The following is a 23,599-nucleotide window of genomic DNA, read 5'->3' as shown; positions in this document are numbered from 1 at the left end:
CCATGACCGACGCACCACGACTCGATACGTACTGGTTTCACGAACGCGACTGGGACGACTACGACCACCTCCTCTCGGCGTTCGAGTGGGAGGTCCCGGAGCGGTTCAACATGGCCGCCTACGTCTGTGACCGCTGGGCGGACGACCCCGACCGGGTCGCCCTCTACGCCGAGGACGACGAGGGGCGCGAGCGGCGGTACACCTTCCGCGAGCTGCGCGATATCTCGAATCGGCTGGCGAACTACCTCGCCGCGCGGGGCGTGACGGCGGGCGACCGCGTGGGCGTCAACTGCCCGCAGAAGCCCGAGACCGTCTTCGCGCACGTCGCCGCCTGGAAGCTGGGGGCGGTCTCCGTCCCGCTCAGCACGCTGTTCGGTCCGGACGCGCTCTCCTACCGCCTGGAGGACAGCGAGGCGGTCGCGTGCGTCGTGGACGCCGCCAACGTCGACACGCTCCGGGCGGTCCGCGACGACCTCGACGCGCTCTCGACGGTGCTGACCGTGGACTGCGAACCCGAGGGGGACGAAGAACGACTGTGGGACGCGCTGGAGGGCCACGACCGCGCGTTCGAGACGGCCGACACGGACGCCGAGGACGACGCCATCGTCATCTACACGTCCGGCACGACGGGCGCGCCGAAGGGCGTCGTCCACGCCCACCGGATGCTGCTGGGCCACCTCCCGCTCTTTCTCACGACCTTCTGCAACCTCGCCATCGAGGAGGACGACGTCTACTGGACGCCCGCCGAGTGGGCGTGGGTCGCCTCGCTGTTCGACGTGCTCTTCCCCGGCCTCTACTACGGGAAGCCCGTCCTCGCGTACGCCGGCGGGCCGTTCGACCCCGAGACGGCCTTCTCGCTGATCGAGAAGTACGGCGTGACGAACTACTTCGCGCCGCCGACCGCCCTGCGGATGATGATGCAGGTCGAGGACCCGGGCGAGCGCTACGACGTGGACACCGTCCGCGTCATCCCCTCGGGCGGCGAGTCGCTCGGCCAGAGCATCGTCGACTGGGCCGCGGAGACGTTCGGCGGCGGAGGGTCGGACGCGGCGTCGGATCGCGGCTCCGGCGGCGTGGCCGTCCACGAGGGGTACGGCCAGACCGAAGCCAATCTCATCGTCGGCGATTGCACCGCCCTCGCCGAGTTCCGCGAGGGGAAGATGGGCCTGCGCGGCCCCGGTCACGACGTGCGGATCGTCGACCCGGAGACCGCCGAACCGATCGACGAACCGGACGCGCTGGGCGAGATCGCGGTCCGCTACGAGGGCGACCCCGTCTGCTTCAAGGAGTACCTCAACCGGCCGGAGAAGACCGCGGCGAAGGTCAGAGACGGCTGGCTCCTCACCGAGGACCTCGGGACGGTGGACGCCGACGGCTACTTCACGTTCAGGGGCCGCACCGACGACGTCATCATCAGCGCGGGCTACCGGATCGGACCGGAGGAGATCGAGGAGTCGCTGTCGGGCCACGACGCCGTCGCCGACGCCGCCGTCATCGGCGTCCCCCACCAGGAGCGCGGGGAGGTGCCGAAGGCGTTCGTCGTCCTCGCTCCGGGCTACGAGGCGGGGGACGGGCTCCGAGAGGAGTTACAGACCTTCGTCCGCGACCGCCTCGCCCAGTACGAGTACCCCCGCGAGGTCGAATTCATCGACGAACTGCCGACGACGACGACGGGGAAGGTCAGGCGGGCAGACCTGCGGGACCGGGAGGGCGCAGAGGGGTCGGCCTGACGCGCTACGCGATCGACGACTCCCGGTCCTCTGCGGGTTCGAGGTGCTCCGTCCCCCAGTCGTGCATCGACGCGATGACCGGTCGGAGCGACTCGCCGTGGTCGGTCAGCGAGTACCGGACGCGGAACGGTCGATCGCTGACGACCTCGCGGTCCACCAAGTGCTTCCGCTCCAGGTCGTCGAGGCTGTCGGAGAGGACCTTGCTCGAGATGCCGTCGACCGCCGCCCTGAGTTCGTTGAACCCGCTCGGGCCGTGCGTGAGCAGTCGGTGGACGATCACCGGGTGCCACTTCTTCCCGATGAGCGCGGCCGTCGACGTGATCGGACACCACTCCTCGCCGTCGCACCAGACCTGGAGTCGCCCCGGAGCGTCCGTCATGATCGCCCGCTAGGAGGGGTCGAGATCGGATGTACTTACCTCAGGTGAGCCGACAGGTGGGTCGACACGTCGAACCGGACGCCGGATCGCTCTGCCGCGCGGTCCGCACGACCCCTCCGCGTTGATAATCGCGGGGCGCGTGGTTCGGGGCGTGTGACATGAGCGAGTATCCACCACTCGAAGACTACGGGCTCGTCGGGAACCTCGAGACGTGTGCGCTCGTGAGCGTCGACGGGTCGATCGACTGGTGCCCGCTCCCGCACCTCGAATCGCCGAGCGTCTTCGCGCACCTCCTCGACGCCGATGGGGGCGGGCACTTCCGCATCCGGCCGGCCGCCGCCTACGCGTCCGCCCAGCGGTACCTCGACCGAACGAACGTCCTCCGAACCGAGTTCCGGACCGCGATGGGCGACCTCGCGGTGACGGACTTCATGCCGATCGTCGATGACGAGGGAGGGGGGACCCGCTCCCCGGCGATATACCGCCGGGTGACCTGCGAGCGCGGACGGGCCGAGGTCGAGATCGCGTTCGAACCCCGATTCGACTACGCCCGCGCGGAGACGATCGTCGAGGCCCGGGACGGCGGACTCCTCGCGGCGGGCGGCGACGAGACCGCCCTCCTGATGACAGACCGCCCGTTCGACGTGAGCGACGACGGGGCGACCGCCACCGTCGCGCTGACCGCGGGCGACGCCGAGTGGTTCGTCCTCCGGTACGGCGACGCCGAACCGGTCGCGGACGGGCGGGCGAGGCGACTCCTCGACGACACCGTCTCCTTCTGGCGCGGGTGGGCGCACACCTGCGACGAGTCGGAGTGCGTCTTCGGCGGCCCGTGGCACGACCTGGTCGTCCGCTCCGGGTTGGTGCTCAAACTGCTGACCCACCGAGAGACCGGTGCCATCGCCGCCGCCCCGACCACGTCGCTCCCCGAGGACGTCGGCGGGGTCCGCAACTGGGACTACCGGTACAACTGGCTCCGCGACGCGGCGTTCACGATCCAGGCGCTCTCGAACCTCCACCACGGGGCGGAGGCGAGGTCCTACTTCGAGTGGTTCCTCGACCGCTGTCGCGCCGAGGACCCCGAGCGGATACAGCCGCTGTACGGCCTCCACGGCGACCCCGATCTCGCAGAGCGGGAACTCGAGCACCTCTCGGGCTACCGGGACTCCTCGCCCGTCCGCGTCGGGAACGGCGCGATCCACCAGCGACAGCTCGACATCTACGGCGAACTCGTGCTCGCGATCTACGAGACCGTCAGCGACGACGGCTCGCTCGAACGCGACGACTGGGACGCCGTCCGGGGGATAATCGACTACGTCCCCGAGATCTGGCGGGAGCCGGACGCCGGTATCTGGGAGGTCAGGGGCGGCACCCGTCACTTCGTGTTCTCGAAGCTGATGTGCTGGGTCGCGCTCGACCGCGGCGTCGCCATCGCCGAGGAGCGCGGGTTCGACGCCCCGTTCGACCGCTGGCGCGCAGTTCGGGACGAGATCAGGGAGGCCGTCCTCGAGAAGGGCTACAGCGAGGAGCGCGGGGCGTTCGTCCGGGCGTTCGACGACGACGCGCTCGACGCGACGGCGCTCCTCGTCCCCCTCGTCGGGTTCCTCCCGTTCGACGACGAGCGCGTCCAGCGCACCATCGACGCGATCCGGGCGGAGTTGATGACCGAGGAGGGGCTGGTCCGGCGGTACGACGGCGACGACGGCCTGCCGGGGGAGGAGGGGACGTTCGTGCTGTGCTCGTTCTGGCTGGTCGACGCGCTCGCGCTCTCCGGCCGCGTCGAGGAGGCGCGGGAGGTGTTCCTGAACGTGCTCGACTACGCGAACCCCCTCGGCCTGCTGGCCGAGGAGATCGACGAGGGCGAAGGGGTGCAGGTCGGCAACTACCCCCAGGCGTTCAGCCACGTTGGACTGATCAACTCCGCGCTCTACCTCGGGCGGATGAGCGGGCGCACCAGCGCCGGAATCGAGCCGATGGGGCTGGAACTCGGGGAGGGTGTGGGGACGTCCGGGAGGTAGCTCGGACGTCAGCGCCCCCTCACCAGTTGTGGAGCGCGTCCTCCAGGATCCCGCGCACGTCCTCCGCGGTGACGGGCCGCGGGTTGCAGCGCAGCAGGCGCGCCTGCGTCTCGACGGTCTGGGTCGCGAGCCAGTCGAGGTCCGACTCCTCGATGCCGGCCAGTTCGTGCAGCCCGGAGGGGAGGACGTTCAGGTCGCGCTGGAGCCTGACGTACTCCTCCTTGCCCTGCATCGCGGCGTCGCGGGTGTGCATGCCCGACGTGTCCGCGCCGAGCATCTCCGCGATGCGGGCGAACCGGGGCGGGTCGCTCGCGGCGTTGTAACCGAGCGTGCTCGCCGGGGTGAGTACCGCGATGGTCTCGCCGTGGTAGGTGTGATAGCGGTTGCCGACCGGGTAGGCGATGGCGTGACAGAGCGTCGCGCCCGCCGTCAGCCCGGCGATCGCGCCGAACAGCGCCCCCTGGAGCATGTCCGCCCGCGCGTCGAGGTCGTCGCCGTTGTTGACGGCGGTGCGGACGCTCCCCGAGAGCAGCGAGATGGCCTTCTCCGAGAACAGCTCCGTGACGGGCGTCCGGCCCGCGTACACCGGGCGGGTCGCGGGGTCGCTCGCGCGGAGGAGCTGGTCGTACTCGTGGGTGGTGTAGCCCTCGATCGCGTGGCCGAGCGCGTCCATCGCCGTCCGGGCGGTCAGGTCGGGCGGGAGCGTCGTCGTGAGCGTCGGGTCCAGCACGGCCGCGTCCGCGCGGACGTGGTTGCTCGAGATCCCCTCCTTGATCTCCTGCTCCTCGACCGAGAGGATGGCGACCGGCGAGATCTCCGCGCCCGTCCCCGCAGTCGTCGGCACGAGAACGAGCGGCGGCCCCGACTCGGTCAGCGACTCGCCCTCGCCCGTCGGCTCGGCGACGTAGTCGAGGATCTCACCGCCGTTCGCGACGACCGCCCGCGTCGTCTTCGCCGTGTCCATGACGCTCCCGCCGCCGAGGCCGACGTAGAAGTCGTAGCCCGCCTCGCCGACCGCCTCGCGGACGAAGTCGATACACTCCTCGATGTCCTGCACCGAGGGCTCGCGCTTCGACCCGTCGAAGACGTCGACCGAGAGGCCGTCGTCTTCGAGTTCGTCGCGCACGCGCCCGGCGTGCCCGAGGTCGACGAGCGTCTCGTCGGTGACGAGCAGGCCGCGGGCGTCCCCCGCGACGCCCAGGTCGCGTAGCTGGTAGGCGAGTTCCTCGACCGCGTCCCGGCCGAAGCGGATCTGTGGCATCTGGAGGTGCCAGACCGTCTCCGGGGCCTGCGCGTGCTCGGGCGCGGAGACCGACCGCTCGTAGCCCGTCCCCATCAGGACCACCCCGACGCGATGCGCTCGAACTGCTCGGGGTCGTGGCCGTAGACCACCTCGGCGTCGTGGCGGCGTTCGAGGTCCTTGATCCGCTGGAGGCTCTCGAACCAGTCCGTGTTGCTCCAGAGGAGCCCCGCCCCGAGCGGGATCTCGTCCTCGTAGTTCTCGCGCTGGTAGAGTTCGTCGCCGGCGAAGATCACCGTCTCGCCGTCGAGGTGGACGACCGTCCCCGTGAGTCCGGGCGTGTGCCCCGGGAGGCGGACGAACTCCACGTCCTCGAAGTGCTCCTCGCGCTCCCCGTGGAGGATCTGCCAGTTGAGGTCGTGGTCGAAGTCGCCGAGGACGTACGCCGCGCTGCCCTTCGGCGTCTTCGCGCTGTAGTAGGCGAACTTCACTTCCTCCTCGTGTACGTACACCGGTATATCAGTACCGTCGAAGAACTCCAGCCCGCCCGCGTGATCGAGGTGCAGGTGCGTCTGAAAGACGGCGTCGACGTCCGAGAGGCCGAAGCCCGCGGCCTCCAGATCGTCGTCGAGGCGGTGCTCGTGGGCGTCGTGGGGGTAGAACGCCTGCACCAGCCCCTCCGGCCAGTGGCCGTTCGCCGCGTCGTGGTGCGAGCCGGTGTCCCACAGGATCGTCGCCTCCGGGTGCTCGATGACCAGGTTGTACACCGGGATCTCGACGTAGTCGGTGTCGGGATTCGGCTCGTCGTGGCTCCCGAGCGTGTTCCCCTGGACGAGGTAGTTGAGGTCGCACTCGAGGCCGCCCCGGTCGATGACGTGGATGGTTGCGTCGACCATGCGGAACCGTTACCAAAGAGGCAGAAATAACTAGCCATTGTCACGATTGGGGACCAGAGGGGCCGTGATAGTTCGCGGGCGGTGAGCCTCCCGGACGAGTAGCCGAACCGCTGAAGTGCTCGCGCGTGGACGGGACGGGTGATGAACGTCTCAGTCGTCGGCAGCGGCTACGTCGGTTCGTCCGTCGCCGCCTGCTTCGCCGACCTCGGACACGACGTGGTCGCCATCGACATCGACGAGGGGGTCGTCGAGCGGTTGAACGCCGGCGAGCCGCCGATCCACGAGCCCGGACTCCCGGAACTGCTCTCCGAACACGCCGGCGACCGCCTCCGCGCGACGACCGAGCACGCCGCCCTCCGCGACACCGACCTCACGATGGTCGCGCTCCCCACACCCTCCCGCGAGGACGGGAGCATCGACCTCTCGATCATGGAAGCAGGCGTCCGCGACATCGGCGAGGCGCTCGCCGAGAAGGACGGCTTCCACCTCGTCGTGATCAAGAGCACGGTCGTCCCCGGAACGACCGACGAGCGCCTCGCCCCCCTGCTCGAGGAGACCAGCGGGAGGACCGTCGGGGAGGATATCGACGTCGCGGTGAACCCCGAGTTCCAGCGCGAGGGGACCGCCGTCGAGGACTTCCTCGACCCGGACAAGATCGTCTTCGGCACCGCCGGCGACGAGCGGTCGCTCTCGCTGCTCGAGGAACTCTACGCGCCGCTCGTGGGCGACCGCGAGATCCCGATCGTCCGGACGGGCCGCCGCGAGGCGGAGATGATCAAGTACGCGAACAACGTCTTTCTCGCCTCCAAGGTCAGCGTCATCAACGAACTCGGGAACATCTGCAAGGAGTTCGGCGTGGACTCCTACGAGGTCGCGGAGGCCATCGGGCTCGACGACCGCATCGGCGCGGCCTTCCTCCGCTCGGGCGTCGGCTGGGGCGGCTCGTGCTTCCCGAAGGACACCGACGCGCTCCGGGCGGCCGCGCGATCCGCGGGCTACGAGCCGGAGCTACTCGACGCGGTGGTCGGCGTCAACGACCGCCAGCCCCGGCGCATGCTCGAACTCCTCGACGGTCACGCCGACGTCGCCGGGAAGCGCGTCGCCGTCCTCGGCCTCGCGTTCAAGCCCGGCACCGACGACATCCGCGGCTCGCGCGCCAAGCTCGTCATCGAGGGGCTCGCGGAGCGCGGCGCTGAGGTCGTCGCCTACGACCCGACGGCCGCCGCGGCGCACATGCGCGACCTGTATCCGGACGTCGAGTACGTCGGCTCGGCCGCCGAGGCCCTGGAAGGGGCCCACGGCGCGCTCGTCGTCACCGACTGGGACGAGTTCGCCGCCCTCGACGAGGAGTTCGACGCGATGGCCGACCCGATCGTGATCGACGGCCGCCGCATCGTCGAGCGCCGCGACGGGATCACCTACGAGGGGCTGACCTGGTAGCGTCGCCTCCACCACCGTTCTGCGGACGCACGGTCGATTAGTGTGGGCGGTAGTGTGGTTTATCAGTCAGGAGGTGCCTACGTACGGCCATGAGTAGCGACGCCGAGGCCGAGAACGACGAACTCCTCGGGGAGGGGGCCGTCTCGGGAAACCAGGCCTCGATCCCCGCGCACGTTCGCGAGCGCGCTGACATCGAGGACGGGGACAGCCTTCGCTGGCGCTGGAAGGGGGGCGAACTGAGCGTCGAGGTCATCCGCAGACGGTCGGGCGTCTTCGAGGACTTCGACGGATTCGAGGGACGTAACGACGCTACCGACCACGACGCGGTGGGCGTCGAACCCGCCGGCGAACTCGACGCGTCGCCGCGCGACGAAGAACCGAACGCCGACGAAGCGGGGAATCGGTAGGTGACACAGCGCGCGCTCGTCGACACGAACGTCGTGTACGGGGCGTTCCGCCGTCGCGATCAGTTCCACGAGGAGGGTCTCGCCGTCGTGCGTGCCGCCGACCGCGGCGACCTCCCGACGCTCGTCGTGATCGATTTCGTCCTCGCGGAGGTGATGAACGCGCTCACGCGGCAGGTACCACACGACGACGCAGTACGAGCGCTGTCGATGCTCGAGGAGAGCACCGGTGTCCATCTCAATCGAACGACGAGCCAGGTGTGGCAGCGAGGGGTTTCGGTCTATCGCGAGCAGGCCCAACTCTCGCTGGTCGACGCGCTCCTCGTTGCGGTCGCTCGCGACTGCGACCTCCCGTACGTCTACTCGTTCGACACCGGCTTCGACAGCGTCGACGGCGTCCGTCGACTGACGACCCCGACGAATCCGTATCGGGCGTGAACGACGGTCAGACGAACGTCCGCCCGCACCCGGGACACGCCCCGACGTCCGCCTCCACGTCGGTGCCGCACATGCTACAGTAGTGTACGGAACCGTCGGACCGCCTGCTCGCCGTCTCCCGGTCCGGGTCGGGATGCCCCTCCCCGTAGAACAGGCGGACCACGTCGGCCGATCGCCGGTAGAACTCGCAGTACCCGCACCTGCCGCACGTGACCACGGTGAAGACGTGGCTCTCCACGTCGGCGAGGGCGGAGAGGCCGGGGCTCGTCGTCGTGATCTCCTCCACCCTCGCCTCGGTGCGACCGCACTTCGGACACCCCCTCGCAGACGCCGCGTCCGCCTCTCGATCGTCGCCTCGCTCCGGTGAGTCGGGCATACGTCCCCACCTCTATCGATAATGTTAGTTTTTGTCACGTTCAGGGAGACGGCGCTCACCCGCCGACGCGCACGGTCCGCCCCTCCTCGATCGCCGCCTCCGAGACGTACACCGTCTCGCCGCCGACCGAGTAGGTCCCCGGGTAGGCCACCGTCACGCGGACCGTCCCGTCCTCGACCGTAGCGCGCCGCTCGTAGGCGAAGGACGCGCCGTCGATCTCGACGCCCGTCTCGACCGCCACCGACTCGCCCGACGCCGGGCCGACGACGGTCGCGCCGGGCACCACGGCAAACGCGACGTACTCCCCGTCGGGGCTGGCGTAGATCGCCCGGTAGTGGGCGAGGCCGGCGACGCCGTCCCCCCGACTCCCGTAGCGGTCGTGCAGGCGCGCGCCGATCGCGTTCGAGAAGCGCGCGTCGTCGGCACCGACCACGACGTAGCCCACGCGCCCGCGGAACCGCTCGTACCACGGGTCGGGGGTCGTCGACTCGACGAAGGCGTCGTAGTTCGCCCGCGCGTAGCCGTAGGAGGCCGCCTCGCCGCCGACGAAGTAGTTGTAGACGCGGTTTCGCCCCCACTCCGAGAGGACGTAGCTCTCGGGATACGACAGCCCTCGCTCCTCGGCGTGGGCGTCGATGGCCGTCGCGGTCCGGTACTGCCCCTCGGGGACGGTGACGAGCGAGGTCTTCACGGGCACCTGGATCATCCCGAGGCCGCCGACGAGCAGGAAGAGGAGCGCGAGCGCGCCGAGTCGCCGCCGATCGGGGAGGCGCAGCGACGGCCGGCCGTCGTCGGTCCGCTCCGGCGGGTCGCGGAGGGGGACCGGTCGCGCCGCGAGGTCGACGCGCTCGGCGAGGTGGACGAACCCGAGTCCGGCGAAGACGGCGACGAACGGGGAGAGTTCGCCCGCAAAGCGCGTCTGGACGGCGGCGAGCGCGAGGAAGTACCCGCCGTACGTCCCGACGACGAGCCACCCGAGCGCCCCGCGCCACCCGCGCCACAGCCCCCACGCGAGGTAGGGGAGCGCGAGCACGAGCGCGAACCCGAACAGCAGGAGCCAGCCGGCCGACCCCGAGGCGAACAGCGACTGCACCTCCGCGATGGCCCGCTCCGCGAACAGCGTGTCGAGGCCGCGTCCAAGGTCCGACCAGAACTCGGGGAAGCGCGACCGGACGGCGAGGACGCCGGCGGCGACCCCGACGACCTCGACCCCGAGGACGGCCGGCGCGATCGGGAGGGGAAGGGTCGAAACCGACGGCGCGAGGCGCGCGAACGCCTCCCCGACGGCGAGCGCGACGACGACGCCCGCGAGGAGGAGCGACGGCGCGTACGCGACCGTGTCCGTGTGCCAGCCGAGTCCGACGTGCGCGAAGTGCGAGAGGGCGGCCGCGAGCGCGAGTCCGGCGACGACGGGCGCGCCCAGCGCGACGGGCGAGCGGCCCTCGCGGACGGCGACCGGGGCCGCGAGAGCGACCGCGAGGCCGAGCGGGACGAGCAGGGCGGGGCCGTTGTCCCACGCGAGGGTCTGCCCGGCGACGCCGACGCCGAGCGCGACGGCGGCGACGACGGTCGACCGGTCGACCGCGGATCCCCGGGAGTCCCGATCGAGCAGCGCGACGAGCGCCCACGCGGTGAGCGCGAGCCACACGTAGTCGAACGCGTGGTGGTCCGCGAAGCCGAGTCCGGTCCGGAGCGCGTGGGCCGGGACGACCGCCAACAGGGCGACCGCCGCGAGCGCGACGCGGCGGTCGTCGCTCGCGCGGCGGGCCAGCAGGTACGTGAACAGCCCGGTCAGGACGGCCGCGACGACGGGGTAGACGGCGAGGACGACCCCCGACGCGCCGCCGGCGAGCGCGCTCGCCAGCCAGAGCGCGGCGACGAGCAGCGGCTCGCCCCTCGCGACGGCGGGCGGGAGCGCAGAGAGGACCGAGGGGTCGAGCGCGCCGCCCGCCTGCGCGAGCAACCGCTCGGTCCAGTAGCGGTAGTAGTACGGGTCGTTCCCCGAGAGGACGATCCGCTCGCGGAACACCGACGGGAGCGAGACGAGACGGAAGAGCGCGAGGAACGCGAGCGTCCCCGCGAGGGCGAGGATCTCGGTCGCGTCCACGTCGGCGAACGGGTGGGACGCGACCGGCGACGCCGATACACCGAGGGCGGCCGTCGACTCGACCGCGTCGCCGTCGAGGGCCGCGCGGACCGCGTCGGGGGCGGCGATCCGATACCCTCCACCGTGGCGCTCGACGACGCCGCGCGCGACGAGTTCGCCGAACGCCCCCGAGTCGACGGCGACGTCCTCGAACGTCCACGGCTCGCGCTCGCGGTCGGCGTCGACGGCGAGCGCGGCGCGGACCGCCGGTTCGAGGTCCGGTCGCTCCCGCAGGAGGTCGGCCGCGGCCCGGGCGTCGGTCATTGCTCGACGCTGTCCCGAATGAAGGATAAACGTACCGTTCGGTATTCGGACTGGTACGGTATCGATTGTTTCGAGGGAGTCCGGCGCGGGTCCTCCCGGCGCGGATCGGAACGCCGCGGAGCGACGGACGTATGCCGGCGGGCGACCGCGGGGGCGTATGCGCCAGTTCATCGTCGTCGGTCACGACGCGCCTACCGGCCCCGACTTCTCGCTCGACGACCTCGCGGGCGGGGCGGGACGGCTCGACGTGCTCTGTCGGTGCGTGAACGCGACGTTCTTCCTCTCGCACGCGATCCGCGAGGACGCGCGCTGTCGACTCGTCCTCCGCGACGAGTTCACGCTGCGCTTCGAGGGGAGCGAACTCCGCCGCCTGAACCCCGACGAGCGGTCGACGGCGGCGCTCGTCAGGAAGGCCCTCGAACGGCGGGACGAGGCGATCGGGCACGTGGAGGCCGAGACCTCCCCCGGGGTCTACCTCTCGCGGAAGGGGTTCGAGGCGACGCTCGACGACGCCGCGCGCGAGGGGACCGTCGTCGAACTCCACGAGGAGGGCGACCCCGTCGTGGACGTCGACCCCCCCGAGGATCCCGTCTTCGTCCTCTCCGACCACCGCGACTTCGCCGAGGGGGAGGCCGCCCTACTCGCCGAGACCGCGGCGGCGCGGGTGCGACTCGGCCCGAAGCGCCTGCACGCCGACCACGCCATCACCGTGGCGCACAACTACCTCGACACCGAGGGGTACGGGCGGTACTGAGTCCGCGGGGCGGACCGGCGCGGTCGAGGGACCGTCGTCAAGTAGCGTGCCACAGCGTCGCGGTATCGGTGCGAAGACGGAAGGATTAACACTGCCCTGGCCCTCGGTTCACCTGCGGGCCGGTGGGGTAGCTTGGTATCCTTCGGCCTTCGGGTGGCCGTAACCGCAGTTCAAATCTGCGCCGGCCCATTTTCACCCCACTTCGCAACGACGAGCGATAGCGAGTCGTCCGTAGTGGGTGTGAAATGTGTACCAAGCAGATTTGAATCAGGGAGCGAACGGAGTGAGCGACCGTGGTTCAAATCTGCGCCGGCCCACTTCTCCCGCATCTCGCAATGCCGAGCGCCAGCGAGGCATCCGTGATGCGTGGAGAAGAGACGCAAAGCAGATTCGAGCAGACGAGTCGCATCCTGGAGCAAACGAAGTGAGCGACCCGGATCGTCTCGACGAGTGCAAATCTGCGCCGGTCCCTGCCGTCCGTCGCTTTCCCGACCCGATTCACGCCAACTCCCTAGGCCCACCGCCACTGAATTATTCCAGCGTACGATAGACATATCACCGACAGCCCTGAATACACACGTAGAGAGGCGACCGACGATGGATCCGACCGACACCCCGAACGTCCGCGATACCGGCGACGAACCCCCCGACTTCGACGAGTGGGACGCACCCGATGAGGTTCTGAAGGGGGGTTCCACCCGGGAGCGTATGCTCGACGTGATACTGCAGTTGCGCGAGCCGACGAAGGTATCCGAGATAGCGAACCGGGCAGGGTGCGACACCGAAACCGCGCGCGATTACCTCGTGTGGTTCGCGGAGATGGGGATCGTACGGGAGCACGCGGGGCGACCCGTCAGGTACGATCGAAACGAGTCGTACCTGCGATGGCGGCAGATCGAGCGAATCCGGTCGCGATATTCGGAGTCAGAGATCGTCGAGAAGCTCAAGAGTACGGTAGATGGACTTGAGGAGTACCGAGCGCGATTCGACGCCGATCACCCTGACGAGGTATCGCTCGTGGCGGCGAGCCGCGAGCGTCCGCTCGAGGAGGCGTGGGAAGCGCTGAGCGAGTGGCAGACGATGGAGCGGCGCGCGGACCTGCTGGACGCGGCACGTCGTAGCGGGGACCTCGCGAGCGGCGACGTCGGGCGAGTAGATGCCTAGCGGTGAACCGTTCGACTCCGACGACGCGGATGGGGCAGTCGGGGCGATAGACTACGACGTCCTGGAGCGAATCGGCCAGCGCCTCGCCGGAACTCGTCGATTCACGGACGTTACGCTGCGGCCGGAGTACGCGCCCGACTCGGTCGTCGCCGAGTACGACGTGGGGTATTTCCCATCGCGCGTCGAGCGGGCGTACCTGCGGATCAGGTGGTACGACACCGACGATTTCAACGTGCACTATTCGGAACAGTGCAGAGACGGGTCGAGCTGGGAGTGTCGCTGGGACCGCCACCCGAACGAACACGACGCGAGGGAACACTTCCACCCGCCGCCGGACGCGGAGACGCCGGGACGGGATGCGGAGCATCCGCGCGACTGGCGCGACGTGCTGTCCGAGGTGTTAGAGACCCTGGACGAGCGCATTCGGGCGTTCTGGGTGTAGCCCCACCGTCCGCATCAGACGACAGATACGTTCGGGAGGCCCGTCGTTCGTCGTTCAAAATCTGTGCCGGCCCACTTCTCCCGCATCTCGCAACGCCGAGCGACAGCGAGGCGTCTGTGATGCGGGGAGAAGAGACGCCAAACGGATTTGAGCAGACGAGTCGCAGCCCGGAACGGCGCGAAGCGCCGCACGCCCGGAACGTCTCGGCGAGTTCAAAATCTGCGCCGGCCCACTTCTCCCGCACTCGAACTCCGCAGCCCCGGGAGTTTTGTCCGTCACGGGACAACGCGAACGCATGGACGAGGAGTTGCTCATCTACGGGTCGTACGGGTACACCGGATCGCTGATCGCGGAGGCCGCCGTCGACCGGGGGTTGTCACCGGTGCTCGCCGGGCGGCGCGCGGAGTCGCTCGAACGGCAGGCGACGACGCTCGGACTCGACCATCGCGTGTTCAGCCTGGAACACCCGAACGTCGTCGAGGCGCAGGTCGGGGACGCCGCCGCGGTGTTGAACTGCGCCGGCCCGTTCTCCGCGACCGCGACGCCGCTGGTCGAGGCGTGTCTGGAGACCGGGACGGACTACCTCGACATCGCCGGCGAGATCGACGTGCTCGAGGCCGTCGCCGAGCGGGACAGGGAGGCCGAGCGGGCGGGCGTGACCCTGCTCCCCGCGGTGGGGTTCGACGTGGTACCGACGGACTGTCTGGCGGCGTTCCTCGAAGCCGAGTTGCCGTCGGCGACCCGCCTCGCGCTGGCGATCGACGGCCTCGAGACGTACTCCCCGGGCACCCTGAAGTCGATCGTCGAGGGACTGTCGAGACCCGGCGCGGTGCGCGAGGGCGGCGAGGTCCGAACCGTCCCGGCCGCGTGGAAGACCCGACGGATCGACTTCGGGGAGGGACCGAAGCCGGCCGTCACCGTCCCCTGGGGCGACGTTTCGACGGCCTACTACGCGACCGGGATCCCGAACGTCGAGGTGTACGCCACGGTTCCCCCGTTCGCCGTCGGCGGGATCCGGTGGACCGGGATGCTCGCCCCCATGCTCGGCATGAAACCCGTCCAGTGCACCCTGAAGCGCCTGGTCGACGCGACGGTGTCCGGCCCGACCGCGGCGGAGCGCTCGCGGAGCGTGGCGCGGGTGTGGGGCGAGGTCGAGGACGACGAGGGGGAGCGCGTCGCCGCCCGCCTGCGGACGCCCGACACCTACGACCTGACCGCGCGGACCGCCGTCGAGTCGGCCCGGCACGCGCTCGACGGCGACGTCTCCCCCGGCTTTCAGACGCCGGCGTCGGCGTTCGGCCCCGACTTCGTGCTCGGATTCGAGGGCGTGGAGCGCGAGTCGGTGCGCCACGAGACGGCCGGCGGGGCAGGCGGGATGGGCGGGGAGGCGAACGCCGGCGACTGACTGCCGGGAGTTTATCAGCGATCGGTGATGAGGGATCCCGGGGACGAAACAACATGCTACCACGAGTCATCATTCACAACGCCGTGAGCGTCGACGGGCGAATCGACGGCTTCCCGCCGGAGATCGGCGTCTTCTACGAGGTCGCGTCGGCGTGGGACGTCGACGCCCACCTCGTCGGGAGCGAGACGCTGTTCGCGGAGTCGGACTCGATGGACGAGGAACCCGGGGAGACGGTGGCGAGGGAGGCGCAGAAACCGCGGAATGGCGCGCCGGACGCGGACGCGCCGCTGCTCGCGGTTCCCGACAGCGAGGGACGGGTCCGCAACTGGGAACTCCTCGACGAACAACCGTACTGGGGGGAGATGGTCGCCCTGATCTCGTCGGCGACGCCCGACGAGTACGTGGAGTACCTCGGCCTCGTGGGGGTGGACTACGTCGAAGCGGGCGACGACCACGTCGACCTCCGCGAGGCGCTGGCCGAACTGGCCGATCGGTACGACGTGGAGACGGTCCTGACCGACAGCGGCGGGACGCTGAACGGCGTGCTCCTGCGCGCCGGACTCGTCGACGAGGTGAGCGTCCTCGTCCACCCGTACCTCGTCGGCGGGACGTCCCCCCGGTCGTTCGTCCGCGGACCTGACCCGTCGGAGAGCGCCCCCGCGGCGTCGCTCTCCCTCCTCGGCGTCGAGCGGCGGGACGACGACCTCCTCCAGTTGCGATACGCGCTCGACTGAGGGGATCGGTCGAGACGACGAGCGTCTCCAGCGTCGGAGCGTGCGACCCGGGGAACCGCACCCCGGGCGCGATCCTCACTCCCTGGGCGTGATCTTCCCGGTGAACGTCTGGAGTTCGATCTCACCGTCGTCGACGACGAAGGTGTCGGTCGCGAACTCGTAGTCGTTCTCGGGCGTCTCTGCGTGCCAGACGATGAACGCGTACTCGTCCTCGACGATCCGCTCGTCGAGGGAGAAGCTGACGTCGGGGGCCGAGAACTCCTCGAACAGCCCGTCGAACATCTCCTCGATCTCGTCGATGCCCCGGTAGATCCCGGCGTGCGTGATGACGACGGCGTCGTCGTCGTAGTCCGCCAGGATCGCCTCCATGTCCTGCGCGCCGAACGCCTCGAGATGTCGGTCCAGGACGGCTTCTGTCGTGCTCATGATCGGTCCCCGTCCGTTTCCTCGGGAGGAACTCCGGACGGGAAGGGAGATTCGGTGCCCCACTGTATAATTTGTTGCCCAACGGTCACGAACGGCGGAGGGTGCGCCGACGACGGTGGCGGGGCGCGGAGGGAGGACGGCCGTCGGGGCGTCCGCGCCGGCCTCGTCCGTCCCACCGACGGCGGCGTCAGAGGGGTTATGCCGCTCGTCACCCTACCGGGAGAGATGACGAAGGGAACGGACGCGGAGGTCGCGGAGACCGAGGAGATCGCGAGACGGCGAGACGAACTCGTCGCGCGGGTGACCGATCACGCGGGGCGGATCGCGCGCGAACTCGCGCTGTTGCAGGGCGGCGACTACGGCCGAGCGTCGTTCGAGACGAGCGCCGGGACGTGGACGCTGAAGTACGAGGCGGGCGACGTCGAGTACCTCCGGTTCGAGGCGTCGGGGCGGGAGACGTACGTCGTCTCGACCAGGCGCTCGCCCGATCCGGACGCGCTCGCGGCGGCGATGGAGGACTACGGCGCGTTCGTCGAGGCGTTCAACCGGTACGTGGCGTCGCTGGAGGGCGCGCTCGACGGCGTCTCGACCGACGCCCCCGAGGTCGCGTCGACCGATTCGATCGTGGCCGATCGGAACCGGATCGTCGAGCGCGTCCGCGCGGTCGCGAACGCCATGGCCGCCGAGCTACACCGGTACGATGGCACCGACTACGACACGTTCTCCGCGACGGTCTCGGGGGCGCGCTGGGAACTGAAGCGCGAGAAGGACCGGGCGTCCTACCTGCGCGTCGGCGGGGGGAGCGGGACGTACCTGCTCTCGCAGTACGGCCCGCCGTCGGTGCCCGATCTCCGGCGGCACGCGGACGAGTTCCCGGCGTTCGTCGAGGCGTTCAACGACCACGTCGAGGACCTCGACGCCGACCTCTCGCGGGTCTCGATCCGGGGCGAACGCGAGTAACACCTCGAACTCCGAACCGCCCGCGGTACCCGCGATACCGACGGGGCGGCGCGATCGCGGCGCGGTCCCGGCGTCGCCGGTAGTTCGCCAGCCCATCGGTTAAACCGGCGTGCCGTCGAGGTGGCCGCATGCAGGAGCAACAGACCGAGTTGCCGCCGCAGGACCTCCCCGAGGACGAGTACCAGTTCAGGCTCCCCGCGGAGTCGCAACTCGAACGCTGGCTCCTCTTCGATGCGAACCGGTGGACCGTCGCGGGGCTGATCCTGGTCGGCGTGCTGCTCTCGTTTCTTTCCCTCGGCTGGATCGGCGTCCTCGATTTCACGAACGCGTCCACCGTCACCCTGCTGTTGAGCGTCGTCATCGCCGGGAACTTCACGCTGATCAGTATCGTCATCACGATCAACCAGCTCGTCCTGTCCCGCGAGTTCGGTAAGCCCCACTCCCTGCGCGAGCGAAACGAGGGGATCGAGGCGTTCCGACGGCGTGTCGAGGAGACGATAGGAATCGAGGTCGGGTCTGTCGACCCGATCGAGTTCCTGCGGGGAGTCATCGGGGCGATCTCGGACCGGGCCGCGGAGGTTCGCTCCGGCGCGAGCGAGGCGGGGACCGAACGGACGCGGCGGGACGTCGAGCGATACGCGACGTCGATCGTCGAGTTGACGGCGGTTCTGGACGAAGCCCTCTCCCGCGCCGAGTTCGGCGACTTCGACGTGCTCGTCCAGATGCTGTTCTACCGTTCGGCGAGGCAGATCCACGGTGCGCGACGCCTCCGCCTCCGGTACGCCGACGCGCTGCCGCGGGAGTCGATCGAGACGCTCGAGACGCTGGAGAGACTGCTGCGTCACTTCAACATCGCCCGACAGTACATTCAGACGCTGTACATGCAGCAGGAACTCGCGACGCTGTCCCGTCTCCTCCTCTACGTCGGGATCCCCTCGCTGGTGGTCACCGCGCTCGGCATGCTCGTCTACACGTCGGGAGGCGGGCTGACGATCGGCGAGCGGAACGCCGTGGTCGTATTCAGCCTGGTGATGACGGTCGGGTTCGTCCCCATATCGCTGCTCCTGTCGTACGTGATCCGCGTCTCGACCGTCGTGAGCCGGATGCCGTTGCTCAACCCGTTCATCACCGACGGGTGAGTACGAGGGGGAGCGAGAGACTCCGCGCCCGAGTCCCCGACCGCGGAGAACCGTTCGACGACGGACCCCCGCTCGCGCATCGAGGGAGTCACGTCTCGGCGACGGTCGTTGATTATATCACTAATTTACCACTGACCGAAGTAATAAACGGACGTTCATCGAATTTTCGGGAGCGTTACAGAACATATAACACCGGTCGCCGGGAAGCGTCAGTCGCGGATATGGCACACGAGGCACACGACAGCGACATCGGGCAGCCGCGGGTATCGGCGTTCGATCACTCCGGAGGGGGAGCGGCGACGGCAGGGGGTTCGTTTCCGCCGGAGACGCCGGGTCGGTCGTTCGGGCCGCTCGGCGGCGACGGCTGTCGAGTCGGCTGCGACTACGGCCGAACGGACGACGACCGACTCCCCTGGGACGCCGGCGGGCGCTACGGCGGGTGGGGCGGTCACGAGCACTTCGGGACGGCCCCCGGCGCGTCGCGCCCGCCCGTCGTGTTCGTCCACGGGAACGGGCGGGACGCCTGCGACTGGAACCCGCACGCAGAGTACTTCCTCGACAACGGCTACCGCGGGGACGAACTGTGGGCGATCACCTTCTCCGAGGCGACGACGGGACACCGGGCGATGGTCGAGCAGTTACAGGCGTTCGTCTCGCGCGTCCTTGCGTACACGGGGCGGGACGAGGTCGCCCTCGTCGCCCACAGCCTGGGCGTGACCGGCGCGCGCTGGTGGCTGCGGTCCTACGACGGTCACGAGCGGGTCGAGACGTTCGTCGGGCTCGCGGGGGCCAACCACGGGTTGCGCCTCGGGACGCTCTGCTGTCGGCTCGGAACGACCGCGGGACCGCTCTCGGTCTGTCGCGTCCTCCGCGACGACTACGAGCGACACGCCGACCACCCGCTGTCGGCGCTCAACGCCGACGAGACGCCGGGCGACGTGGCCTACTACACGATCCGCGGGACCGACGACGACCTGTTCTGGGGCTGCCGGGAGAGCCCGGCGCTCGCCGGTGCCCGGGAGAACCTCGCGCTCCGGACCGACCACGAGGGCGTCCGGGCGTCGCCCGAGGCGATCGAGCGGGTGTACGACTGGGTCGCCCCCGCGTCGACCCCCGGAACGCCGACCCCGCGGTGCTCCGCCGACCGGGTCCCCGACCCGACCTACCGGGAACTCTACGGGCTGGCCTGAGGGCGCGACGGAGGACGGTCGCCAGTCGGCGGGCGGGGCGACGACCGGACGAGAGCACGATCGGACGAGATCTTTTACGCGATGCCGAACTATCGGCGCGCATGGAGGGCACCGAGGCGCGCGACCCGCGGTTCGACGTCCCGCTCCGCGGCGTCTCGACGGACGGGGAGACCCGTTGCGCGCACTACGCGAGCGAGCGCGACGTGATCGCCGTCGCGTTCCCCTGCTGCGGCGTCTACTACCCCTGTCACGCCTGTCACGAGGCGCTGGCCGACCACGAGGCGGCGCGCTGGCCCCCCGAGCGGTTCGACGAACCCGCGGTGCTGTGCGGCGCGTGCCGGACGACGCTGACCGTCGCGGCGTACCTCGCGTGCGACCACGTCTGTCCGGCGTGCGGGGCGGCGTTCAACCCCGGCTGCGCGCGGCACGCGGATCGGTACTTCGCCGTCGATTGACGGACGAGGGATCGACGGACGAGGGGCTTTTGTGACCGCCCTCCCGAACTCCGGCAATGACCGACGACGAGTCGCGGGAGCTGGCCTGGGAGACGCTCGACGGGCACGTCGCCTACGCGTGCCCGGGCTTCGACGTCCGACACGAGGAGGTGCGGCTCCCCGACGGCACGGAGACGGACTTCGACTACCTGAGCGAACCCGAGGCGGTCGTCGTCCTCCCGTTCACCCGGGCGGGGGACGTGGTCGTCATCGACGAGTGGCGACAGGCGGTCAAGCGAGTCAACCGCGGGCTCCCCGTCGGGACCGTCGAACCGGGGGACGGTGACCTCGCGGCCGCCGCCCGGCGCGAACTCCGCGAGGAGACGGGGTACGAGGCGGAGCGCGTCGCGCCGCTCGTGACCGTCGAGCCCGCCAACGGCGTCGCCGACTCGGTCCACAACTACTTCGTCGCCCGCGGCTGCGAGCCCGCCGCCGGGCAGGACCTCGACTTCGACGAGTCGATCCGGCCGACCACGGTGGCGTACGGGGCGCTCCGCGAGGCCGTCCGCGACGGCGACGTGCGGGACGGGCGGGCCGTGCTCGCGGTGCTCTACTACGAACTGTTCGGGGCGGAGGAGTAACGCGAAGAGCGGCGAACGACGGAGGGAGGAAGGGTCACGCGGGGAGCGGAGTGGAGAGCCGAGTAACGGGAGCGGAGAGAGCGGGGAGCGCCGCTCAGACGAGCCGGTCCGCGAGCCCCGCCGCCACGGGGATGCGCGGGGTCTTCCCCTGGTAGGCGCGGACGATGAGGTAGAGCCACAGCGCGATCCCGCCGAGCCACAGCGCGATGCCGACCAGGCTCAGCACGAGCGAGACGATGCTCCCGACGACGAACGTCGAGACGTCGACGAACAGGACGCCGAGGGCGACCGTCTGGATCACCGTCAGCGCGACGCTCGCGAGAAAGAGCAGGCCGAAGACGGTCATGCTCTGTGCCGCGTGGAAGCGCACGTACTCGTCGTCGCGCTCCACGAGGTAGACGACGAGCCCCGTGACGAACCCGAGGACGTACGAGAGCGCCGCGAGGACGGTGCTGTCGAGGCCGCTGTCGGTGGTCGAGGTCGGTTCCGCGCCGTCGATGGACTCCGTCGGTTCGGTCATTGCCATACGGGTATCACCGAGTAGCTGACCGGTCGGTATCGGATTATACCCACCGAGTAATCCGGTTTCACGCCCCGAGACGGTGATCGCCGGTCGAACCGGTATCGATCCGTGAGATACCGTTAAGTACGCCGTCGGTAACGTGAGTGTCATGGCGGAGACGGACTGGCTCGTCGGCGTCGTCAGGCGCGGCCCGTTCCTCGCGGCGCTGCGCGAGCGCCCGCACGACCGGCGGGACCTGCAGGCGGCGCTCGACGTGTCGAAGCCGACCGTCCACCGGGCGATGCGCGCGCTCGACGACGAGGGGCTCGTCGAGCGGAGCGACGGCCGGTACCGGCTCACCGGAGCGGGGCGAATCGTCGCCGAGCGCGTCGCGTCGCTCGACCGGGCGGGACGGGCGATCCGACGGCTGTCGCCGCTGCTGGCCCTCGTCGATCCCATCGCGCTCGACCTCGACGTCGAGCGCTTCGCGGACGCGACGGTGACGACCGCCGGGGCGGGCGCGCCCTATCGCCCCGTCCGACGGTTCATGACGCTCGTCGAGGGGACGGATAGCCTGCGGGGGTTCGACACGACCACCGTCGCGCCGATGCACGTCGAGGGGATCTACGAGCGAATCGTCGACGGGATGGAGACGGACGTCGTCTATCCGAGTTCGGTCGTCGAGGAGATCCTGGAGTCGAACCCCGAGCGCGGCGCGGCGGCCGTCGAGAGCGGGAACCTCGCGCTCAGCGTCCACGAGGAGGTGCCCTGCGGGCTGGCGCTGTTCGACGACCGCGTCGGGATCGGCGGGTACGACCCGGACACCGGCGCGCTGCGCGTCTTCGTCGACACCGACGACCCCGACGCCTACGCGTGGGGCGAGTCGCTCTACGAGCGGTACCGGACCGAGGCGACGCCGCTGGTCGGCCCGGCGCTGGCGGCGGAACGCAACCCTTAGTGACGCGCTCGCGGAACCTCGCCCAATGCGCGACTGCTTCGAGCTTCGGGCCTTCGACGCCGGGGGACGCATCGGCGAGCTGCGCGTCCCGCGCGCCGGCGTCACCGTCGAGACGCCCGCGCTCCTCCCCGTCATCAACCCGCACATCCGGACGATCGAGCCGGCCGAACTGGAGGCGGACTTCGGCGCGGAGATCCTCATCACGAACGGCTACATCCTCGCCGGGAGCGACGACCTCCGCGAGGAGGCGCTCTCCCGCGGCCTCCACGACCTCTATGACTTCTCGGGGGCGATCATGACCGACTCCGGCTCGTTCCAGCTCGCGGAGTACGGCGAGATCGACACCACGACCGAGGAGATCCTCCGCTTCCAGCGCGACGTCGGGAGCGACGTCGGCACGCCGGTCGACATCCCGACGCCGCCCGACGTCTCCCGCGAGCGCGCCGAGGCGGAACTCGCGATCACGCAGGAGCGCCTCGAACTCGCGGGGACGATCGACGTGGGCGACATGCTCGTCACCGCGCCGGTGCAGGGATCGACGCACCTCGACCTCCGCGAGGCGGCCGCGCGGGACGCCTACGGGACCGGCCTCGACGTGTTCCCCGTCGGGGCGGTCGTCCCCCTCCTGAACAGCTACCGCTACGACGACGTGGTGCGCGTCGTCGCCGCCGCCAAGCGCGGACTCGGGCTCGACGCGCCGGTCCACCTCTTCGGCGCGGGCCACCCCATGATGTTCGCGCTCGCCGTGGCGATGGGCTGCGACCTGTTCGACTCCGCCGCCTACGCGCTCTACGCCCGCGACGACCGCTATCTCACCGTCCGCGGCACCGAACACCTGGACGAACTCGAGTACTTCCCCTGCTCGTGTCCGGTCTGCGTGGCGCACTCCCCCGAGGAGGTCGCCTCGTGCGACGACGACGCGCGCGAGCGACTGCTCGCCCGGCACAACCTCCACGTCACGTTCGAGGAGCTGCGCCGCGTGAAGGGGGCGATCCGCCGGGGGAACCTCCTCGAACTGGTCGACGCACGCGCCCGCGGCCACCCGGCGATGCTCGACGGCTACCGCGAGTTGTTGGCGCACGCAGAGCAGCTCGAACGCACCGATCCGGCCGTGAAGGACGCGTTCTTCCACGTCTCCGCCGAGTCGGCCCGCCGTCCCGAGGTCCTGCGCCACCACGAGCGCCTCGCGCGGCTCGACCTCGAGGGGGAGGTACTGCTCACGGAGGGGGGCGACGACGACAGCTTCGACGCCACCTGGCGGCTCGTCCCGCCCTTCGGCCCGTTTCCGCGCCACCTCTCGGACACCTACCCGTTCACCGCCGAGGTGCCGGAGACCCCGACGCGGGCGGCCTACGAGCGGGCCGCCGACGGAGTGCGCGCGCTCGCCGAGGCGAACCCCGGCGCGTCGTTCACCGTCGCCCACTGGGAGTGGCCCGAGAGCGCGCTGGCGCGGCTGCCCGAGGGGGTGGCGGTGCGATCGCTGGCCGCCCGGGAGAGCGAACGGTAGCCCGCGCGCCGG

General features: G+C 70.2%; 24 protein-coding genes and 1 tRNA gene. 18 read left to right on the top strand and 7 right to left on the bottom strand.

What is annotated here, in order from left to right:
* Positions 1-2 precede the first annotated feature (2 nt).
* Positions 3-1,730 carry an acetate--CoA ligase gene (locus tag NKI68_RS05960; protein ID WP_254545793.1) on the top strand — a complete coding sequence of 576 codons (1,728 nt, stop codon included), beginning with the start codon at positions 3-5 and terminating at the stop codon, positions 1,728-1,730.
* Between the two features lie 4 nt (positions 1,731-1,734).
* On the opposite strand, the gene NKI68_RS05955 is transcribed toward NKI68_RS05960, so the two are convergent.
* Entirely contained in the window at positions 1,735-2,109 is a 375-nt protein-coding gene (locus tag NKI68_RS05955) for a winged helix-turn-helix transcriptional regulator (RefSeq protein ID WP_254545792.1), read from the bottom strand.
* 158 nt (positions 2,110-2,267) lie between these two features.
* Here NKI68_RS05955 and NKI68_RS05950 point away from each other — a divergent pair, with 158 nt between their 5' ends.
* Complete coding sequence (locus tag NKI68_RS05950; protein ID WP_254545791.1) at positions 2,268-4,127, top strand: glycoside hydrolase family 15 protein; 1,860 nt, start codon at positions 2,268-2,270, stop codon at positions 4,125-4,127.
* Between the two features lie 19 nt (positions 4,128-4,146).
* Here the strand turns inward: NKI68_RS05950 and NKI68_RS05945 are convergent, their stop codons facing one another.
* Together NKI68_RS05945 and NKI68_RS05940 are read right to left on the bottom strand one after the other, a co-directional pair.
* Positions 4,147-5,463 carry a hydroxyacid-oxoacid transhydrogenase gene (locus NKI68_RS05945; protein ID WP_254545790.1) on the bottom strand — a complete coding sequence of 439 codons (1,317 nt, stop codon included), beginning with the start codon at positions 5,461-5,463 and terminating at the stop codon, positions 4,147-4,149.
* Entirely contained in the window at positions 5,463-6,263 is an 801-nt protein-coding gene (locus NKI68_RS05940) for an N-acyl homoserine lactonase family protein (RefSeq protein ID WP_254545789.1), read from the bottom strand. The genes NKI68_RS05945 and NKI68_RS05940 overlap by 1 nt, the downstream gene beginning before the upstream one ends.
* Before the next feature lie 141 nt (positions 6,264-6,404).
* Here NKI68_RS05940 and aglM point away from each other — a divergent pair, with 141 nt between their 5' ends.
* The 3 genes from aglM to NKI68_RS05925 all read left to right on the top strand — a co-directional run bounded on the left by aglM (position 6,405) and on the right by NKI68_RS05925 (position 8,545).
* Positions 6,405-7,703 (top strand): UDP-glucose 6-dehydrogenase AglM, encoded by a 1,299-nt coding sequence (gene aglM, locus NKI68_RS05935; protein ID WP_254545788.1) that lies wholly within the window; start codon positions 6,405-6,407, stop codon positions 7,701-7,703.
* Positions 7,704-7,792: 89 nt separating this feature from the next.
* On the top strand, positions 7,793-8,110 hold the full coding sequence (locus NKI68_RS05930) for an AbrB/MazE/SpoVT family DNA-binding domain-containing protein (protein WP_254545787.1): 318 nt from the start codon (positions 7,793-7,795) through the stop codon (positions 8,108-8,110).
* Positions 8,111-8,545, top strand: coding sequence for a type II toxin-antitoxin system VapC family toxin (locus NKI68_RS05925; protein ID WP_254545786.1), 435 nt, complete (start codon positions 8,111-8,113; stop codon positions 8,543-8,545). It begins immediately after the preceding gene.
* Positions 8,546-8,552: 7 nt separating this feature from the next.
* On the opposite strand, the gene NKI68_RS05920 is transcribed toward NKI68_RS05925, so the two are convergent.
* Both NKI68_RS05920 and NKI68_RS05915 read right to left on the bottom strand, forming a co-directional pair.
* The gene (locus NKI68_RS05920) at positions 8,553-8,921 is read right to left on the bottom strand and encodes a zinc ribbon domain-containing protein (protein WP_254545785.1); all 369 of its coding nucleotides are present in this window, start codon (positions 8,919-8,921) and stop codon (positions 8,553-8,555) included.
* Between the two features lie 55 nt (positions 8,922-8,976).
* On the bottom strand, positions 8,977-11,331 hold the full coding sequence (locus NKI68_RS05915) for an STT3 domain-containing protein (protein ID WP_254545784.1): 2,355 nt from the start codon (positions 11,329-11,331) through the stop codon (positions 8,977-8,979).
* 157 nt (positions 11,332-11,488) lie between these two features.
* Between NKI68_RS05915 and trmY the strand changes: the two genes are divergently transcribed.
* The 6 genes from trmY to NKI68_RS05885 all read left to right on the top strand — a co-directional run bounded on the left by trmY (position 11,489) and on the right by NKI68_RS05885 (position 15,830).
* Positions 11,489-12,085 carry a tRNA (pseudouridine(54)-N(1))-methyltransferase TrmY gene (gene trmY / locus NKI68_RS05910; protein ID WP_254545783.1) on the top strand — a complete coding sequence of 199 codons (597 nt, stop codon included), beginning with the start codon at positions 11,489-11,491 and terminating at the stop codon, positions 12,083-12,085.
* 116 nt (positions 12,086-12,201) lie between these two features.
* Positions 12,202-12,274, top strand: a tRNA-Pro gene (locus NKI68_RS05905).
* Positions 12,275-12,682: 408 nt separating this feature from the next.
* Complete coding sequence (locus NKI68_RS05900; protein ID WP_254545782.1) at positions 12,683-13,249, top strand: DUF7342 family protein; 567 nt, start codon at positions 12,683-12,685, stop codon at positions 13,247-13,249.
* On the top strand, positions 13,242-13,691 hold the full coding sequence (locus NKI68_RS05895; RefSeq protein WP_254545781.1) for a toxin-antitoxin system TumE family protein: 450 nt from the start codon (positions 13,242-13,244) through the stop codon (positions 13,689-13,691). Before NKI68_RS05900 ends, NKI68_RS05895 begins: the two co-directional genes overlap by 8 nt.
* Positions 13,692-13,986: 295 nt before the next feature.
* Positions 13,987-15,096 carry a saccharopine dehydrogenase family protein gene (locus NKI68_RS05890; protein ID WP_254545780.1) on the top strand — a complete coding sequence of 370 codons (1,110 nt, stop codon included), beginning with the start codon at positions 13,987-13,989 and terminating at the stop codon, positions 15,094-15,096.
* A gap of 53 nt (positions 15,097-15,149) precedes the next feature.
* The gene (locus tag NKI68_RS05885) at positions 15,150-15,830 is read left to right on the top strand and encodes a RibD family protein (RefSeq protein WP_254545779.1); all 681 of its coding nucleotides are present in this window, start codon (positions 15,150-15,152) and stop codon (positions 15,828-15,830) included.
* Positions 15,831-15,905: 75 nt separating this feature from the next.
* Here NKI68_RS05885 and NKI68_RS05880 read toward each other — a convergent pair whose 3' ends face one another.
* Positions 15,906-16,256, bottom strand: a complete 351-nt coding sequence (locus NKI68_RS05880) for a nuclear transport factor 2 family protein (RefSeq protein ID WP_254545778.1) — start codon at positions 16,254-16,256, stop codon at positions 15,906-15,908.
* A gap of 225 nt (positions 16,257-16,481) precedes the next feature.
* On the opposite strand from NKI68_RS05880, the gene NKI68_RS05875 reads away from it, so the two are divergent.
* The 5 genes from NKI68_RS05875 (at position 16,482) to NKI68_RS05855 (ending at position 20,620) form a co-directional block, all read left to right on the top strand.
* Complete coding sequence (locus tag NKI68_RS05875; RefSeq protein ID WP_254545777.1) at positions 16,482-17,216, top strand: profilin-fold protein; 735 nt, start codon at positions 16,482-16,484, stop codon at positions 17,214-17,216.
* Positions 17,217-17,344: 128 nt separating this feature from the next.
* Entirely contained in the window at positions 17,345-18,355 is a 1,011-nt protein-coding gene (locus tag NKI68_RS05870; RefSeq protein WP_254545776.1) for a DUF7972 family membrane protein, read from the top strand.
* A 221-nt stretch (positions 18,356-18,576) separates the two neighbouring features.
* The gene (locus NKI68_RS05865) at positions 18,577-19,545 is read left to right on the top strand and encodes an esterase/lipase family protein (protein ID WP_254545775.1); all 969 of its coding nucleotides are present in this window, start codon (positions 18,577-18,579) and stop codon (positions 19,543-19,545) included.
* A 101-nt stretch (positions 19,546-19,646) separates the two neighbouring features.
* Entirely contained in the window at positions 19,647-20,000 is a 354-nt protein-coding gene (locus tag NKI68_RS05860; protein ID WP_254545774.1) for a CHY zinc finger protein, read from the top strand.
* Positions 20,001-20,056: 56 nt separating this feature from the next.
* Positions 20,057-20,620: an NUDIX hydrolase gene (locus NKI68_RS05855; RefSeq protein ID WP_254545773.1), complete on the top strand. Its 564-nt coding sequence runs from the start codon at positions 20,057-20,059 to the stop codon at positions 20,618-20,620.
* Positions 20,621-20,714: 94 nt separating this feature from the next.
* Here the strand turns inward: NKI68_RS05855 and NKI68_RS05850 are convergent, their stop codons facing one another.
* Positions 20,715-21,140: a DUF4870 domain-containing protein gene (locus tag NKI68_RS05850; protein WP_254545772.1), complete on the bottom strand. Its 426-nt coding sequence runs from the start codon at positions 21,138-21,140 to the stop codon at positions 20,715-20,717.
* Positions 21,141-21,291: 151 nt separating this feature from the next.
* Between NKI68_RS05850 and NKI68_RS05845 the strand changes: the two genes are divergently transcribed.
* Both NKI68_RS05845 and tgtA read left to right on the top strand, forming a co-directional pair.
* On the top strand, positions 21,292-22,080 hold the full coding sequence (locus NKI68_RS05845) for a helix-turn-helix transcriptional regulator (protein ID WP_254545771.1): 789 nt from the start codon (positions 21,292-21,294) through the stop codon (positions 22,078-22,080).
* Between the two features lie 25 nt (positions 22,081-22,105).
* Complete coding sequence (gene tgtA, locus NKI68_RS05840) at positions 22,106-23,587, top strand: tRNA guanosine(15) transglycosylase TgtA (RefSeq protein ID WP_254545770.1); 1,482 nt, start codon at positions 22,106-22,108, stop codon at positions 23,585-23,587.
* The last annotated feature ends 12 nt before the right edge of the window (positions 23,588-23,599 follow it).

It is taken from the genome of Halomarina pelagica (genome assembly GCF_024228315.1).
GTDB classification, from domain to species: domain Archaea; phylum Halobacteriota; class Halobacteria; order Halobacteriales; family Haloarculaceae; genus Halomarina; species Halomarina pelagica.
The sequence above is the reverse complement of the archived record's forward strand: the minus strand, read 5'-3'. Positions and strand labels throughout refer to the sequence as shown.